Here is a 16,454-nt window from a genome sequence, read left to right as displayed (position 1 = left end):
GCTAGCTTATTGATTGCAATGTTAAACAAAACCCAAAACATTATATACTAAAAAACTGTTAAGGGTTTGGTATATACAACCATTATTAAGACTACTCTATTTGCAAATTGTTACAGTAATAGGCAAATTATTTTTTAGTTCGGAAGAATTTTAAATACATCGCATAACTTATCCCAGCAATTAAAATGTAGGGAACAGCCATTAAATACACAATACCGTCATTTATTCCTTTTGCTGTGCCTTGGCCATCTTCTGTTTCTAAAACAGCTCTACACATGGCGCATTGCGCTTCTGCAGTAAAACTAAAAGCTAAAACTAAAATCAATAAAATGAAGTATGCTTTTTTCATTAGAAATTATAATAAGGAGAAATTAAAAGATACACTATAACACCGGTTACGGCAACATATAACCACAATGGAAATGTGATTTTAGCAATTTTTCTATGGCGTACAATATCGTTTGTTATACCTCGAACATAAGTTATTAAAACAAATGGAATTACAATAATTGATAAAATGATGTGTGTAATTAATATAAAATAGTAGATGTATTTTATAGCACCTTCTCCACCAAATGTTGTAGAATCACTTGTCATATGATAGGATACATACATCACCAAAAACAAAACGGATAGCGATATTGCTATTTTTATTAGCAACTCGTGTCGTTTTACATTTTTCTTTTTAATCGCTAAAAAAGCCATAATTAAAACTACGGCGGTTAAAGCGTTTGTAGCGGCATAAATAGGAGGCAAAAATCCTAACGGTTCTACATCTGGAATTTTGACACCAAATAGAATTGCAACTGCAACTGGAATTACAATAGATAAAACTACAATCCATTTATTGTATTTAGCAGCCTTTTCGGTATTTACGATGTATTCTGAATTATTCATTTAATAGTTTTTTAATATCTTCTTTAAGCATGCTTATCTCTTCTTCTTCACCTTCTTCATCATACTTATCCTTTTCTGTAATGGTTCCTCTATAATAGATTTTAGGATTACCGTACTGATCTGTTCTAGATCTTATAAATCCGTTTTTATCTATTAAAGCAAAGTTTCCTGAATGTTCAAACCCACCGGATGCCGCTTGATCTTCTGCGGTATACAAATTGAAACCAAGATTCGCTAAATTATAAATAGCATCGCGATCTCCTGTCATTAAATTCCAATTCGGATTGGTAATCTTATATTTTTCTGCGTAAGCTTTTAAAACCTCAGGTGTATCGTGACTTGGGTTTATGGTAAAAGAAGCTACTCCAAAATTATCTATCGATTTAAAACGCTCCTGAATTTGAACCAAATTCTGATTCATTATTGGACAAATGGTTGGACAGGTTGTAAAGAAAAATTCAACAACATATACTTTTCCTAAATAGTCGGTATTAGAAATGGTTTTTCCGTCCTGATTTGTAAAACTAAATTCAGGTACTTTTTTAGCGTCACCGTTAATCTCTAGAAACATTAATTTATCATCACTAGAAAAATGATTATCTGGCGTATTGCTCATTCTGTCACTACGCGTCACATCACCATTTTTAATTCTATCTACTATTTTAGGAACAAAAATAATTCCGAAAACTAAAATAATAAAGGCAATACCTATGTACGAATAATTTGTTTTACTACTCATCTGTTCCTTTTAAATCGTTTGCTCTTCTGGATGTGGAATCGAAATTTCCTTTACGTTTTTGGCGATACTCTGTAAATAGAATTCTTACATCTTCGCTCATTTTATTTTTTATATCTGCTACTTTTATAGCATCGTATGAGAACTTAGAATAAGCCGCAGTTTGATTCGCCAACTCATTATCGCTTCTATCGTCAAAACGCCCTCTTAAATTTAATTCTTTATCTATAATAAAAACATCGTCGGTTGCAAAATTGGCATCTAACGTATCAGGCACATTTAAACTGTTGTAAACGGCATGTATTGCATTTGGAGACCCGTATATGAAATGCCAATACTTAAGCTCTTCATACTGCATTAATTCTATTTTTAATTCCTTGGCTTCTGCTTCGGAACCTTCTGGAAGTATAATTACAATTTGAAAGGTTTTAAAACCTTTAAATTTATCGTAGACTAGTTCTTTTAAATTTAAAGCTGTAGTGCTTTTTTCTAGCGGATGTTTCCCGAAGAATCCAACTACTGTTAAATGATCTTCAAGAAGAATGTCATCATCAGTATCTGAAGTAAAACCGTTAAGGTCTGTAACATTAGAGTTTAAAATATCTAATGTATTATAATGATGTTCTGCGGGATACAAAAACAATAAAAAGGTTACTGGAAGGAAAAACAAGATACCGATTACCGCGTTTCTTTTTATTCGTTTTGCATTCATAAATTGGGATTTGAGTAAAAACTTGAAATCAAATTTCTAATATCGTGCAAAAATAAAAAAGACGGTTTAATAAACCGCCTTTATACTTTGATTTAACACTAAAAGTGTGTTAAAAGTCGTGTGTTATGTATCCAGATGAATATACACCTTCGATATATGATCCTTCTTTTAATAATATAAAAGTTAAATAACAGATTAAGAATATTGTTGTCCAAACAACAGCACGTCTTAATCCCGGAGCTTCGTCTCTCATGTGCATGAAATCCCAAGTAATGTAATATGCTTTAACAATGGTTAAAATGATGAAAATCCAGTTTAAAATTTTCATTCCAGCAAAATACCCCATTAAGAAACCTGGCTTGTAAATACCTAAAACAACTTCTACAGCTGTAATTAAAGATAACAAAATTAATACACCCCAGATTTTATTGGTGTTGGACTTAAATTTAATTGCCCCTCTAAATATTTCTAATTTATGTGCGTGTGCCATTTTTTTGAAAATTATATCTTAATATTAAACTAGGTAGAAGAATGTAAATACAAACACCCAAACTAAATCTACAAAGTGCCAATACAGTCCAACTTTTTCGACCATCTCGTAATTCTTTCTTCTTTCGTAAGTTCCAACAATAACATTAAAGAAAATGATAATATTTAAAATTACACCCGAAAGTACGTGAAAACCGTGGAATCCTGTGATAAAGAAAAAGAAGTCTGCAAAAATAGGCTTACCATATTCGTTTACAACAAGGTTTGCACCTTGCACAACTAATTTTCCATTAGCTTCTAACTGTCTTAAAGATTCAGATCTTGATAATACTGTTTTATGTCCTTCTGCTGTTAAAAGCTCTGTTCTAACTAAAATGTTATCATTCGCTTTTAAACCGTTGACAACTTCGTTAACTGTATATGCAGGAAGCGTACTCTCGTCTACAAACCAAAGTCCATCTTTATTTTCATGTTGTATTCTAACGTTATGATCTGAAACTGCAAAATCGCTAATTGCAACGCGATTTCCATCGGTATCTACAAATTGAAGTAAATTACCAGAGCGAGTTTGTACTGCACCATATTCGCCAGTAATAAATGTTTTCCATTCCCAAGCTTGAGAGCCAACGAAAATTAAACCACCAATAATGGTTAAAAACATATAAATAGTTACTTTTTGTTTGTTTAAATGATGTCCTGCATCTACAGCAAGTACCATAGTAACAGACGACATAATTAAGACAAATGTCATAAAAGCAACATAAATCATTGGTAAATCCTGACCATGCAAAAATGGAACGTGCGTGAACACCTCATCTGCAATAGGCCATGAATCGATAAATTTAAATCTTGAAAATCCGTAGGCTGCTAAAAAGCCTGTGAAAGTTAAGGCATCGGAAACGATGAAAAACCACATCATCATTTTACCATAACTTACGCGAAGTGGTTCGTTACCACCTCCCCAAGTTTTACCTTCTGTTCCAGTATTTACAACTGTAGTATTCATATTAATTATTTGGTTTTATGGTTAGTCAAAAATATACAAATTATTTATTTAAAGAAATATAAAAACAAAAAGAGGTAAACCCATAGGAAATCTACGAAATGCCAGAATGTCGCAGCGAGTTCAAACCCGAGCATATTCGTAGGACTATACTTTTGTTTAAAATGATTATAAATTACAACAATTAGGCAAATTAGCCCAACAATTACGTGTAGAATATGCATTACAGCGATAACATACACATAAGACATGGTTATATTACTCGTTGGCCCGGTAAAATTATACCCTTGTTCTATAATTTCTTTGAACCCTACGAACTGATTAAAAATAAATGCAATCCCTAGACCTAAAGTCACGAATAATAGTAAAGTTGTGGCTTGTCTACTTCCATTTTTAAGTGCTTGTTTAGCAAAATAGAAAGACACACTACTTAATAAAATTAAAATTGTACTAATTAAAAATGCTTGCGGCAGTTGAAAATCTGTTAACCAATCTGGTCGTTGACTACTTACAATAAATGCACTTGTCCACCCTGCAAAAGACATGATTAAGGAAATAATTCCGAACCAAAGCATGACTTTTTTTGCTCTGTTTGTTTTTTCTTCTATTGTACCTTCCGTTAAATCCATATTATCTTAAAAATTTATCTAGTACGTAAATAATTTGAATTAGTGTAATATACGACACACTTGCCAACATTAACTGTTTTGCTGCTTGGGCCGTCATTTTCTTAAATAAAACAATGGCGTAATATAGCATTACTAATCCGAATAAGAATACTATTACGGCTGCTAATGGTGTTAAAAACAATCGTCCAGTAACTCCAAATGCTGGTATAATGGATACTAGAATGGTCCAAACGGTATACAATATAATTTGTACCGCTGTTCCTTTATCTCGTTTCCCTGTTGGCAGCATGAAAAAACCACCTTTTTTGTAATCGTCGAATAAAAACCAACCTATTGCCCAAAAATGTGGGAATTGCCAGAAAAATTGCCACATAAACAATACGCCTGGTTCTATACCAAAATTATTTGTGGCTGCAACCCAACCTAACATAAACGGTATAGCGCCTGGAATTGCTCCAACAAATACCGATAAAGGTGTTTTTGTTTTTAAAGGTGTGTACACACAGGTATAAATAAATATGGAAATCGCCCCAAACATCGCTGTTTTAGGGTTAATTGTATATAAAACGACAAGACCTGAAATTGTAAATATAGTTGCTATTATAAACGCTGTATTTACAGACATTCTTCCTGCTGGTACGGGACGATCTTTAGTCCGATCCATTAAAGCATCTAAATCTTTCTCTATAATTTGATTATATGCGTTAGAAGCACCAACCATAAAGTAACCTCCAAAGGCTAATAATACCAAGGTTTTAAAATCTACAGTATCAACGCCAAGTAGGTATCCAGTAATTGAAGAAAACACCACGCTTAAAGACAAGCGCATCTTTGTGATTTCTTTAAAATCTGAAATTAAGGAATGTGTCTTTACAGACTTTTGTGTACTACTCAAGGTTTGGATTGCTTATCGCATTAATTAAAGTGCGCAAATATACTTTGAAAAGTTAATTCTACAAATCAAAATACCAATTAAATAGATCACTTCGTAATCCGACTGTAAACCAAACCGTACTACTGTTATAAGTTGTTGCTGTTGTGGCATCTGGATTAAAATTTCTGTAACTAATATTAGTAAATAATTTTAAATTTGTTGCAGGATTAATTAGATATCCCGCTTGAACTTCTGCATTTACTGTTTTTGTTTTTATCCCCTGCCCTATTTTAACACCCGAATCATATGGTCTATCGTTATAATCTCTGTAAATATCACCTCCATAACTATAACTATCCTCCGCTGTATCATAATCTATTCCTCTAACACCAAAGATTAATTTACCGTCTGCAAACCAACGCTTATAATTGTAACGCCCTATTAATATGAATTCTCTAAAATTAGCACCCCAAAGATGAGCAATAGGTTGATTATAATTTCCATAATTTAAGATAATAGTATTATGAGAATAGGTATACGGACGCACTTGATTATATTCTGCTTGCAGCATTAAGTTATCAACTTTAAAGGCATTATAATATTTGTACCCTAACTGATATCCGAATTTATTTTTCCAACTCTGATCGCCTGCAGAAACATGACCGGTAGAAAACTCATCAATTATAAACTGACCGTAAAAATTCATATTATCGTTCAGTTTATATTTCGAAGTAAATCCTAAGATAGCATTTCCTGCGCCTTGACCTGTTTGAAACTCTACAGCTCTTAAAAATATTATCGGATTTAAATAACTCACATCAAAACCTCTATCATTTGTATCTGCCCAAATTACGGACTCAAATAATCCAATATTAAGACGTTTGCTTACATTTAAACTTAAATAATGGCTAGACATATACTTTGTAAAGTAGGTTTTATCTACAGTTACTTCTGGGCGCACATCTTTAAACCAAGACCACGTACTAGTATACTTAAGCTTCCAAAAAGACACATTAACTTTTAAAAATGGAGTTGGCACAGAGACATCACTCACTAATAATGAACGGTAACCATCTCCTATAAAGTTTTTACCTTGACCGAATTGTAAGTTTAAGAATTCTGCAGGGGAATACGACATATAAGCTTCGGCAACTGGATAATCGAAAGCATCGTCATTGTATGCTTTTGCAATACCGCGTCCAGGCACTATTGCGGGATCCGAACCTGCCGGATTCAAACTTTCTGCATAGGTATTGTAATACTGAGCAAACCGACCTTGACTTTCGTAAAATGACGTGTAAAAAGTAAAATGTTTTCCAAAACCTCCTTGAAAAACAATTCCTCTCGTATTGTTGTAAGTATAATTAAAATCTGCTTCGGTATCTTTCCCTACTTGTAAATCGAAAACAGGATCTAGTAAAAACCAATAGTTTTCACCTTCTACTTCAGCGAGGTGTTCGTTCCAGAATTTCCTCCCTAACCAAGTAGATACATCCTTCTTTGTTTTTTCTTGTTCAGCTTCAAAATCGTAATAATTATCAACATCCGCATACAATAACGGTTTAGATGCAGTATGACTATTTGTTCCGACCAAATTAATATTCCTATCAAACTTAGCGTAATAACTATGGCTAAGTGGAATATTGAGCGTGCTCTTGAATTGTTTTTTAGTATTGAATTTAACTGATTTATTAATACTATCTAATTCGTTTTTAACACGACTATCTATAGGGTTTACTGCTGCTACCGGGGTTGCAACTTGTGTTTGCTCTGGATATGGAGTTAAAGGAATACCTATAGTTACTGAATATTGTTTAAATATTGGGTTCCCGTTATAGGTTGCTGGTTTAATATTAGGAAGCAAACTAAATATACGCCTTGCTTCTTCTTGAAGTGAATTGTATACGGCATCTGTATACAATACTTTAAAGTGACCTGCTTTATCAACTTCAAACAGAACAACAAGATTCCCTGTATAATGATCACTAACCACCTCTTCTGGCATTTTAAACGCATCATACACAAAGTTGTAAACAGTTTTATCGAAACACGCCTGAAGGTCTTTAAAAGCAGTGGAATCGCATTGTTTAAAAACTGGAGGTTTCTCGTAAAAATCGGAGTCTAATTGTGATTGTTGTGCAAACTGCAATAGTGGTATAATAAGCAGTAGCATTACAATTAATCTTTTCATATAAAAATAACGGCTGATAGTTGAGGCTCGAAAGGTACTATTTTTTTAATTACACTAAAATTAAAAAAATCCATAGCAATAAAGCAAAAAAAAATCCCGATACAATTGTATCGGGATTTAAATATATAAACAATATTAAATTTAATCTTGTACTTGGAATACAATAGGAAGTGAGTAAGGTACAATTACCGCTTTTCCACGTTGCATACCTGGCTTCATTTTTGGTAATTTATTAATTACACGAGAAGCTTCTTCTTCTAATTTTGGATGCGGTGCTCTAGCACGTACACCAACAATATCTCCTTTTTTATCAATTTTAAAGATAACGTTAATACGTTGTCTTCCTGATAATCCTAATTCACCAGCTAAATCTGTATTAAAGTTTTTACCTACGAATTTTGATATTTTTTCAGACATACACTTTTTCTTCGCTTCGTTGTTTCCACTTTCACAACCAGGAAAAACAGGTACGTTTTCAATAATTGAGAAAGGAACCTCTACATCTTCTTCTATTTCCTCTACTTGTACGTCTTCAACTTCTGCAATTTCTTCTTCTTGACTTGTTTCTGTAGACTCAATTATAGTTTCTTCAACCTCAGCCTCATCTTTTACAACTTCAATAACTTCTGGAGCAGCAGGTGGTGGTGGTGGTGGTGGTGGTGTTTTTATTTGTTCTGTAATTAAAACTTCTTCTTCAAATTCTTCATCCATATTAACCATACCAATATCGATGGCCTCTTTATCGTAAGTTTTGAAATTAATTGCAAAATTGGTTAAGGCTAACATCATTGCTAAACCAATTGCAAAGTATAATGCACTGTTACGTGCAACGTTTGCTTTAGGGTTTTTCTTAGGTTCCATAAATATATTGTTTTCAAGAATGCTAAAATAACCATTTATTTGGCAAAAAAGCAAACGTTTATATTAATTTAAATTTAGTTTTATTCTTAATCGTTAAAATTAAGAGCATTAAAATTACACCAGCACTATTTGCTAAGATGTCTAAAACATCAAACTGGCGGGTTTCTGTTAAACTACCTTGAAGGTATTCTATTAATACTCCGAAACTTATTGACACTAATCCCGTTGTTAGTAGTGCTTTGGTTAATGGCCACTTATAACCATGTTTGAATACCATATACCATACTAAACACAACAAACAGTATGCCAGAAAATGAAACACTTTATCGCTATTCTTTGGGCTTCCTTTGGTAATATTACCTAAATTAACTAAACTTAGAGTAGCCAAAGCACTTGTATATAAAATTGCGACGGGTATTAGTAACCGTTTTTTAAGCACCAACTAATGATTTATAATCCTGATCAGACAATAATGTATCTAATTCTGCTGGGTTGTTAAATTTTAATTTAATCATCCAACCATCTCTATACGGATCAGAATTTACTAATTCTGGTTGATCTTCTAACCTATCGTTAAATTCAATAATCTCTCCAGATAGAGGTAAAAATAAGTCTGAAACTGTTTTTACAGCTTCAACTGTTCCAAAAACCTCTTCGATATTTAAAGTTTCATCCAAAGTTTCAACTTCAACATAAACAATATCTCCTAACTCGCTTTGCGCGAAATCAGTAATACCTATGGTAGCAACGTCGCCTTCAATTAGAACCCACTCGTGGTCTTTTGTGTACTTTAATTCTGCTGGAATATTCATTATTTTATATTTAAATTAGGTTTAACAAATGTATTTATTCAAGTCCGAATATCAAACTTAAATGATCTAATTACCAAAATTATAACGCATAGTTAATCCAGTACTTAATGTAGTTTGTGGAAATGCGGTAGATATTGCATATTTAGAAAACGCATAATCGAAATAAAATATGGCAGATAGATTTTTACTAAAGGCATAATCTGCTGTGTATTTTAATCCCCAGATGGTTTGACCTGAGGTTACTTGATTATTATCTAAATCTAAATATCTAATTATGGTTTTATTCTCTCTTAACGACAAATCTGCTTTCATGTTAATATCACTAACAATGGTTTTAGTTGGACCAGCTAGTTTAGATTTCATTCGTACATCTTTTATTCTATAACCTAAACCTATAATATATTCGAATCCTGAAATTTCTGTCATTAAATTATTATCGAAACTTAAAGAAAGCAATCTATCTTTTCTAAGTTCTGCTAGGACTTTAATAGAGTTTTTCATTTCGAAATCTATACGAATTAGCGGACTAAACATTTCTGTTAAGTTAATATTACTATATAGATTTTCATTTTTATAATCGCCAGACTGATTCAACACATCGGCGGGTTGTTCGGAATAATCTAATGTGTAATTTATCGAATTATAATCTAAATTGGTAGTAAACTGATTAATAGTATATGTTGAACGATATCCATGACTTAAAGAGAATCTTCTGAAATTCTGTTGAAACCATGCCATTTTCATGAATCCTGTATATTTTAAATCCCAGTTTGGCAACGGCATACTTCTAAAAGCCCCCAAGCTCTCTTCTTCTGCATTTTTTCCTTGATAGGCAGACAAGAATGAGGGCAATAGCACTGCCTGACTAGTTTTTCCGAAACCTAAAGCATAACCGGTTATGTCTCCATCTTCAAAGTTATCTGGATTAGACATGTCCACACCTGCATTCTGTGCCAATCGTCTAGACACGGTTAATCTATTTGCACTAAAATCATTAAATGCCTGAGAACCTGCTTCATCACTTTTCTCGAAAGCGGTTTTAATTATTATGCTCGAAATACTAAAATTACCGTAAGAATTTGGTGTTAATGCCTGGTATTGGTAATCGTTATTTATTTGATTTATAACGTAATTTTCAGTAAAACTTTCAGAATATAATCGGTTGAAAATTAAATCAATTTTTAAATCATTTACGGGTTCTAAATTTGCAGAAATATCTAATTGTGTATTATGCGTTTCTGTATATTGTTCGTTAAAATCTGGATATAATGTTAACCATCCATTGCTTGCAGCTAATTCTCTAACATTGTCTTGAATCCCTAAAGTATAACCAAAAGTTGGCTTTACCGTTCCTAAAAATCCTGGCGTTTGTAAATAACCTGGCAGATAGGTACCGCTACTTTCCTGGTAATTAAGCTGAATACGTTTTACCATAGTAACCAAATCGATTCCGGCATTTACCCACCCATTACTTTTGCTACTTGGTTGTGGTGTATTTGCATTCCCATTACGTTGTGATGCTTTTCTGCCTACTGGTTTTTTAACTAACCCTAAAAATTTGTAGAGCTTGTTCATATCCATAGTTGTATTCAGATTATTTATGTTCGCATTTTGCACGGTGTTTCCTAAATCGTACGTCTGCCCATCTACTTCTAAATCGCCATATAAATCAGATCCTTTTTGCCATTGAAAATCTCCGGTGTAGGAATATGATGCTTGTAAAAAGCTTAAAAAAGGAATCTTATATAAAGGTAATTCATAATTAATTCCTAGTTGTTGGTACTGACTGTTTGGGGATCCCATATCGAAGAATCCATTCCATACATTTAAATTAGGATCTTGTTCCCCGTTTATAATGTTATCCTGAAAATAGTTTCTTACAATATTATTCTTAGACGTTGTAAAATTAACTTGGAGCGCACGTGTAATATTATAACTAAAGGTATACTGAAAATCGAACGTGTAATTACGACGATATAAATCTTCTAAACCAATGTTACCCTGAGTAAGTTCGACTTCTCTGAAGCGTTGTTTATTAAAATTTCTTAAAATATTTGAACTCACCGTAAATGTTGTTGGCAAATAATTGAAGTTAAAATCTTTTAAAATTTTCCAATATTTACCAGTAAAAATAGAATCGTTTTTCTTGAAAGGTTCAATAGATTTTGGTGTAAAATTATAGGCATAATTAGCCCCCAATCTTACTGTTTCATCTAATGAATTTTGAATTTCGAAATCACGGTGTTCTACTTTATTAAACGAATAGTTAAGAGTAAAGTTTTCCACATCGTAAAAACGTGGTTTCGATTCGGTCGTTCTAATTTTTCTTACACCAATAAAATTGATGCTTTTCCTCTTGGTATAATTTTCATTGACATTTAAAACAGAATCTTTATTATTCGTATTATCTAAAATAGCATCCAATTCTAAATCCTGATAATATTCATCGTATTTAGGTGTAATAGTTTCTTCGCTTTGCCCAAAATTAAACGGTACTTGTACACCCCACTTTTTAGGTAGTAATTGTCCTAAATTTACGTTAGTTACTAAATCATATTGCACAACATCTTCTAAACTACGTTCACTTGGACCTTGTTCTATCGTCCCAAATCCAGCTGTACTTTGTCTTCCAGTAGCACTAACGCTTGCAAAATCGGCAATATTACTATCCATACTTAATATTGCTGCCCAACCTCCATCGTTATCCATATCGGATAAACGTAATTCGTCAAACCAAAACACACCACATTGTTCGTTAGATGCTCCGTTTTTTATACCTAGCATTAACGTTCTAACATCTCCAAAATTCGGATTTCCTTTTATTCCAATACGTTGTTGTCCTAAAACATACCCACTATATTGATCGGTTACTAAGTTTAAATCGGTTCCTACAACATCATAAAACGTAGGGTCTTCGTTTGCCAAAGTTCCATTTGCTAATCCTATAGATTTAATTTGTTGAAGCAAATCTATCGCTAAGTCAATTTCATTTTCTTCTGGCCAAAGTTCATCTCTAGACGTGCCTTCACTTACTTTTAAAGGAACTTCAATTTGATAATAATTCTGAGTGATATCGTTTCCTATCCGAATAAAGGCAACAGGATAATCGTGTAATCCCGAAACACCATTGTCTTCGGCGTGTACAAACATGCGCAGACGTTTATATTGGCGCATATCTAAACTAATATTTTTATAAACACCTCTAGAATCCTCTTCTTCTAAACGGCAAACGTTTACCACTAACGATTGCTCGTTTTGCTGTATAATAGTGTTGTTATTGTATAACTCTTCTGGTTCTACACCTGGAGGCGATTGGTAAATTCCATCGTTCTCTAACGTACTAATAACACCAACAGAAAATTCAGTTTCCGGATCGTCAGGCGTAACATCGTTATCATCTAAAGCCAAAGTATAACGTCTCCAGTCACTTCTTACCAAATCTAAAGTTCCAAAACGGAATACCGTAGGTTCTTTAAAATCTTTAACATACATACGGGCAAAACGTACCGATCTTAAATCGCTAATACCACCAACAGGTATTGCTCTATCACTAGAAACAGGAACTCTAAATTGGTACCATCTTACATTTATAGTTTGCCCATTTGGTAATAATCTTGGTTCTATTTTAATATCTTTAATATAATCTCCTAACGGATTTGAAGCTGGAATATTTCCTAAATCACTAGAGTCGTCCGGTAGGTTTTGAGGTGTTAAATCTAATTCGTATTCGTAATAACTATCAATCGTGTTCATGGTATTATCACGATTAATATCTTCCACATCTGGTTGTGTTGTAGAGCCTCTATCTGTATCTGTAAAGGTTTCTGGAGAGTTACCTTCTACACCATTGTAATATTTATAACGTTGAAAAATATCACCAGTTGTATTTAAATAGTATATATAATTATCGTTTGATGGATCTGGTCCAAAATCAATTCCGAATACCACACCTTCTTCGGTATCGTTATAACCATCGTAACCAATATCTTGATTTGTTCGTTCTGTACCTTCTGTATCGAAAGCATAAACTAAAGATTGATTTTGGGGTACAACAGTTCCCCATTCTGTAGTTGGTAATAATGAAGAATTTCCATCTTTTGGTAATCCATTCTCATATTGCTTTCTACCATCTTTAATAATATCTTCAGAAATATTTCCTAAGTTAAAGATTAACTTCCCTCCAGGGTTTGATTCGTTATCCTGAAATGGATCTTGTAACCAAAACTCGATATATTCAACATTGGCTTGTTCAAAATCGGTAGACGTTAATGCTCTAGTAATCCCCGCCCAACTTTCTTCTGGATTTGGAATAAAACCACTTTTTGTATTTGGATCGAAGTTATAAGGACCTCTTTCTTCCGGGTAATAAGCTAAATCTAAGGTATTTAATACGGTAGATTGCCCTTGTGCAATATCTTGTTCTGGAAATAATTCTTGTATAAATACACGACTTGTATATAAGCCAGACATTTCGTTGTCGGACATGTCTGACGGACGCTGACTAGAATAGAAAATAGGGTCGATTATATACCAGTTTAACATGGCACGTTGATAACCATTTTGAATTCCGTTTTGGTCTGCGCTGGGATTTATTGCCGTATTTAATCCTAAAGGTCTACTCGATAGAAACCAAGGTTGCTGTGCCTTTAAAGAAATAGAATTCTGAGACCCATCAAAATCATCTATATAAGCGGTAGATTCCCCATCAAAATCAGTTCCTTTTGGAGCGCCAGGTTTTAAATACGCAAACTCTCCACTAACAGAAAGATTAGACGGCACATCGGTATCTATATTCGGCAATTTATTAACTAAACGCGTTAAAAACGGTACCTCGGTAGAATAGTTTCCATTTAATCCAAGAATCGTATTGTTTATGGGTTCTGAATTATAGTTTGCTTTTTGAGTTATTGGCCGTTCATTTAAACTTAACAAAGTAGCTCCCAAAACAAATTTATCGCTAAACTGATGTTCTACATTTACTGCCATAAAACGTTTGGTTTGCTGTCCAAACACCGAGTTATTTTCAGTTGAAACTTGTATGGGTGTATTTGAAGCTTTTAAAGCTTCATCTAAAATCTGAACTTGACCTAACTGATAATTTACAGTATAATCTATACCTTCTACTAAAACTCTACCACCGGCGGTAACTGTAACAGATCCTCTAGGAACATTGAAGGCTCCAATAGAAATCCCCTCGCCTCCTGTAGATTTATAATTCCCTTTTAATTGAAATTTATTTTTGTCGGCATAATCTAAAGCCTTTGTTTTGGTAACCGCATACAACTCATTAAATACATATTTTTGCTGATTCGCGTTATATGAATTTGGGTCGTCATAATCTTCAAATTCTGTAGGTATATCTAATACATCGAATAAATATCGACCAAAAGGTTCTGTTTTTGTGAATATAATTTTTCCGTTTGAAGAAATTACAGTGATGCCATCTACATAATCGAAAAAACCATCTCCACCAACCTGAGGATCGCCATTATAATTTAATTTATCGAAGTTAAATAATCGTAATAAAGGCACTTCTTGAATAGATTCCCCTTCGAAAGTTGTTCCAAAATCTCCATTTACTGGATTTATATAATTTAAAGGAGAAGCTTCTGTATAAAATATATTTAATTTAAAATCTTCCTGACTTAATTGATACGCTCCCGTATCATAAATGTTTTTCATCATCAGTTGCCAAATCGGCTCATTTACATTTGTGATTGGGCTTTTAAGTAGTTTTAAAATTAAGCTATTATTGGTAACTACTGTTTGCGAATCGTCACTTTCACTTACATCTGTAGCATCAATACCATCGTTTGCGAATTCTCCAACTTGATATACTTTTCCTCCAACGGTAAACTGAAAAGCTACAGCTAGTATTTCATCACTATTTAATCGCTGATTTAAGGAAATATATCCCAATTGTGAATTTAAAAGATATTCTGAGCCTTGAACTAATTTTTTAGCATTTTCAAGTTTCCCATAATCGTTTCCTTCACTTGTTCCTGGAACCAAAATTCCAGATTGCACCGTTGCAATATCTCTTACTGCCGATGTTAATTGCGAATTCGCCTGTCCTATTATCAAAGGATCGTAAGCATTATTTCCATTATCTGGATACGCACTAGGACTTGCAAAAACATTAACTGCAGAACCTATTAATAGAGGATTTGATTCTCCTAAATCCTGAAAACCGACTATATTCCTAACATTATCCGTAGTATTAGTTCTGTTGGTAATCCAAGCTTCAATACGGGTAATTTGAATATTTGTATTTATAAAAGGGTAATTTATAAGAGAGGCATTAAATTTTTCTCTAAAATATTGTGCTAAGAAAAAGTGACGATTCTCATCATAATCTCTAGCAAATAATTCAAACTCTTCTAAAGTCCCACCTCCTTGTGCAACAACCGTATTTGTCTCCGATTTTTGTTCAGAAAATACTGCCGTTACCGTTGTTTTACCAAATTTTAATTCTGTTTTTACACCAAATAAACTTTGTGCCCCAGAAATTAACGTACTATTTAAGGGCATACTTATATTACCAACTTCAATTTTCTGAATAATATCATCTTCCGTTGGTGTGTAATCCAATTTTATTAAGTTCTGAAAATCGAATGTAGACTGGGTATCATAATTGGCAGTTACTTGTAAACGAGTCCCGACCTTACCAAGCAAACTTAGACTAATACGCTGATCGAAATCGAAACTAAAATTACTTCTATTACTAGGTGAAAATGCTGGATTATCTTGTTTTGAAAATAACACACCTAAATCCATTTCTACAGAACCTTGCGGAATAACTTCAATAGTACTTCCTCCAAAAATAGATTCAAAAAGGCCAGATTTTACATAAAATTCGGGAAGTAAATTTTTCTTTCCTTCTTCTGCTCCTGCCTTTTTTCCATCGAAAGCATTAATTTTTTGCTTGTAATACGATTTTAAATTTTCGGCTTGCACCAACTCTTCAAACTCTGATGGTGTTAAAATAATAGGATAATTAATATTGAATTCGCCAACAGATTCTGTATAAATATAGCGATCTGTAAAGGCATCGTAAGTATATCTTGAAACAATACTTATAGGATTAGCCATGTTTATACGACCTAAACTATGACCCGTCTTAATACTATCTTGTGCTGCTATTGGTACTGCTTGAGCAAATGCGCTTGCACTTACTAAAAACAGAACAAAACAAACAGCATATGTTTTTATTGTGAAATTAATAGCGTTAAAGTGAGTTGTATTCAAAA

At 33.2% G+C, this 16,454-nt stretch carries 13 protein-coding genes; all 13 read right to left on the bottom strand.

All coding sequences use genetic code 11. The features are described from left to right. Nucleotides 1-127: 127 nt before the first annotated feature. The gene (locus R6X41_RS00815) at nucleotides 128-349 is read right to left on the bottom strand and encodes a hypothetical protein (protein ID WP_318496760.1); all 222 of its coding nucleotides are present in this window, start codon (nucleotides 347-349) and stop codon (nucleotides 128-130) included. Continuing rightward, nucleotides 349-897, bottom strand: a complete 549-nt coding sequence (locus R6X41_RS00810; protein WP_318496759.1) for a DUF420 domain-containing protein — start codon at nucleotides 895-897, stop codon at nucleotides 349-351. The genes R6X41_RS00815 and R6X41_RS00810 overlap by 1 nt, the downstream gene beginning before the upstream one ends. Then, nucleotides 890-1,636 (bottom strand): SCO family protein, encoded by a 747-nt coding sequence (locus tag R6X41_RS00805; RefSeq protein ID WP_318496758.1) that lies wholly within the window; start codon nucleotides 1,634-1,636, stop codon nucleotides 890-892. The genes R6X41_RS00810 and R6X41_RS00805 overlap by 8 nt, the downstream gene beginning before the upstream one ends. Beyond that, a complete protein-coding gene (locus R6X41_RS00800; protein WP_318496757.1) occupies nucleotides 1,629-2,345 on the bottom strand; it encodes a hypothetical protein in 717 nt (238 codons plus the stop codon). The genes R6X41_RS00805 and R6X41_RS00800 overlap by 8 nt, the downstream gene beginning before the upstream one ends. A 109-nt stretch (nucleotides 2,346-2,454) precedes the next feature. Beyond that, a complete protein-coding gene (locus tag R6X41_RS00795; RefSeq protein ID WP_318496756.1) occupies nucleotides 2,455-2,835 on the bottom strand; it encodes a cytochrome C oxidase subunit IV family protein in 381 nt (126 codons plus the stop codon). Between the two features lie 24 nt (nucleotides 2,836-2,859). Next, nucleotides 2,860-3,840, bottom strand: a complete 981-nt coding sequence (locus R6X41_RS00790; RefSeq protein ID WP_318496755.1) for a cytochrome c oxidase subunit 3 — start codon at nucleotides 3,838-3,840, stop codon at nucleotides 2,860-2,862. A gap of 44 nt (nucleotides 3,841-3,884) precedes the next feature. Continuing rightward, nucleotides 3,885-4,466, bottom strand: a complete 582-nt coding sequence (locus tag R6X41_RS00785; protein WP_318496754.1) for a cytochrome c oxidase subunit 3 — start codon at nucleotides 4,464-4,466, stop codon at nucleotides 3,885-3,887. A 1-nt stretch (nucleotide 4,467) separates the two neighbouring features. Beyond that, nucleotides 4,468-5,361 (bottom strand): heme o synthase, encoded by an 894-nt coding sequence (cyoE, locus tag R6X41_RS00780; RefSeq protein ID WP_318496753.1) that lies wholly within the window; start codon nucleotides 5,359-5,361, stop codon nucleotides 4,468-4,470. Nucleotides 5,362-5,419: 58 nt separating this feature from the next. Then, entirely contained in the window at nucleotides 5,420-7,531 is a 2,112-nt protein-coding gene (locus tag R6X41_RS00775) for a gliding motility protein RemB (protein WP_318496752.1), read from the bottom strand. Nucleotides 7,532-7,672: 141 nt separating this feature from the next. After that, the gene (locus R6X41_RS00770; protein ID WP_318496751.1) at nucleotides 7,673-8,392 is read right to left on the bottom strand and encodes an energy transducer TonB; all 720 of its coding nucleotides are present in this window, start codon (nucleotides 8,390-8,392) and stop codon (nucleotides 7,673-7,675) included. Between the two features lie 58 nt (nucleotides 8,393-8,450). Next, nucleotides 8,451-8,780 carry a VanZ family protein gene (locus R6X41_RS00765; RefSeq protein WP_318496750.1) on the bottom strand — a complete coding sequence of 110 codons (330 nt, stop codon included), beginning with the start codon at nucleotides 8,778-8,780 and terminating at the stop codon, nucleotides 8,451-8,453. A gap of 43 nt (nucleotides 8,781-8,823) precedes the next feature. Further along, nucleotides 8,824-9,204 (bottom strand): glycine cleavage system protein GcvH, encoded by a 381-nt coding sequence (gene gcvH / locus R6X41_RS00760; RefSeq protein ID WP_318496749.1) that lies wholly within the window; start codon nucleotides 9,202-9,204, stop codon nucleotides 8,824-8,826. 66 nt (nucleotides 9,205-9,270) lie between these two features. Then, a complete protein-coding gene (gene sov / locus R6X41_RS00755) occupies nucleotides 9,271-16,452 on the bottom strand; it encodes a T9SS outer membrane translocon Sov/SprA (RefSeq protein ID WP_318496748.1) in 7,182 nt (2,393 codons plus the stop codon). Nucleotides 16,453-16,454: the final 2 nt, after the last annotated feature.

It is taken from the genome of Formosa sejongensis (assembly GCF_033447105.1).
Lineage (GTDB): Bacteria > Bacteroidota > Bacteroidia > Flavobacteriales > Flavobacteriaceae > Formosa.
Note: the sequence above shows the minus strand (reverse complement) of the source record. Positions and strands in the feature narration are given on the sequence as shown.

Excerpts from the sequence above, each read along its gene's own strand:
- R6X41_RS00815 (WP_318496760.1), bottom strand. The coding sequence starts at position 349 with ATGAAAAAAGCATACTTCATTTTATTGATTTTAGTTTTAGCTTTTAGT.
- R6X41_RS00810 (WP_318496759.1), bottom strand. The coding sequence starts at position 897 with ATGAATAATTCAGAATACATCGTAAATACCGAAAAGGCTGCTAAATAC.
- R6X41_RS00805 (WP_318496758.1), bottom strand. The coding sequence starts at position 1,636 with ATGAGTAGTAAAACAAATTATTCGTACATAGGTATTGCCTTTATTATT.
- R6X41_RS00800 (WP_318496757.1), bottom strand. The coding sequence starts at position 2,345 with ATGAATGCAAAACGAATAAAAAGAAACGCGGTAATCGGTATCTTGTTT.
- R6X41_RS00795 (WP_318496756.1), bottom strand. The coding sequence starts at position 2,835 with ATGGCACACGCACATAAATTAGAAATATTTAGAGGGGCAATTAAATTT.
- R6X41_RS00790 (WP_318496755.1), bottom strand. The coding sequence starts at position 3,840 with ATGAATACTACAGTTGTAAATACTGGAACAGAAGGTAAAACTTGGGGA.
- R6X41_RS00785 (WP_318496754.1), bottom strand. The coding sequence starts at position 4,466 with ATGGATTTAACGGAAGGTACAATAGAAGAAAAAACAAACAGAGCAAAA.
- R6X41_RS00775 (WP_318496752.1), bottom strand. The coding sequence starts at position 7,531 with ATGAAAAGATTAATTGTAATGCTACTGCTTATTATACCACTATTGCAG.
- R6X41_RS00770 (WP_318496751.1), bottom strand. The coding sequence starts at position 8,392 with ATGGAACCTAAGAAAAACCCTAAAGCAAACGTTGCACGTAACAGTGCA.
- gcvH (WP_318496749.1), bottom strand. The coding sequence starts at position 9,204 with ATGAATATTCCAGCAGAATTAAAGTACACAAAAGACCACGAGTGGGTT.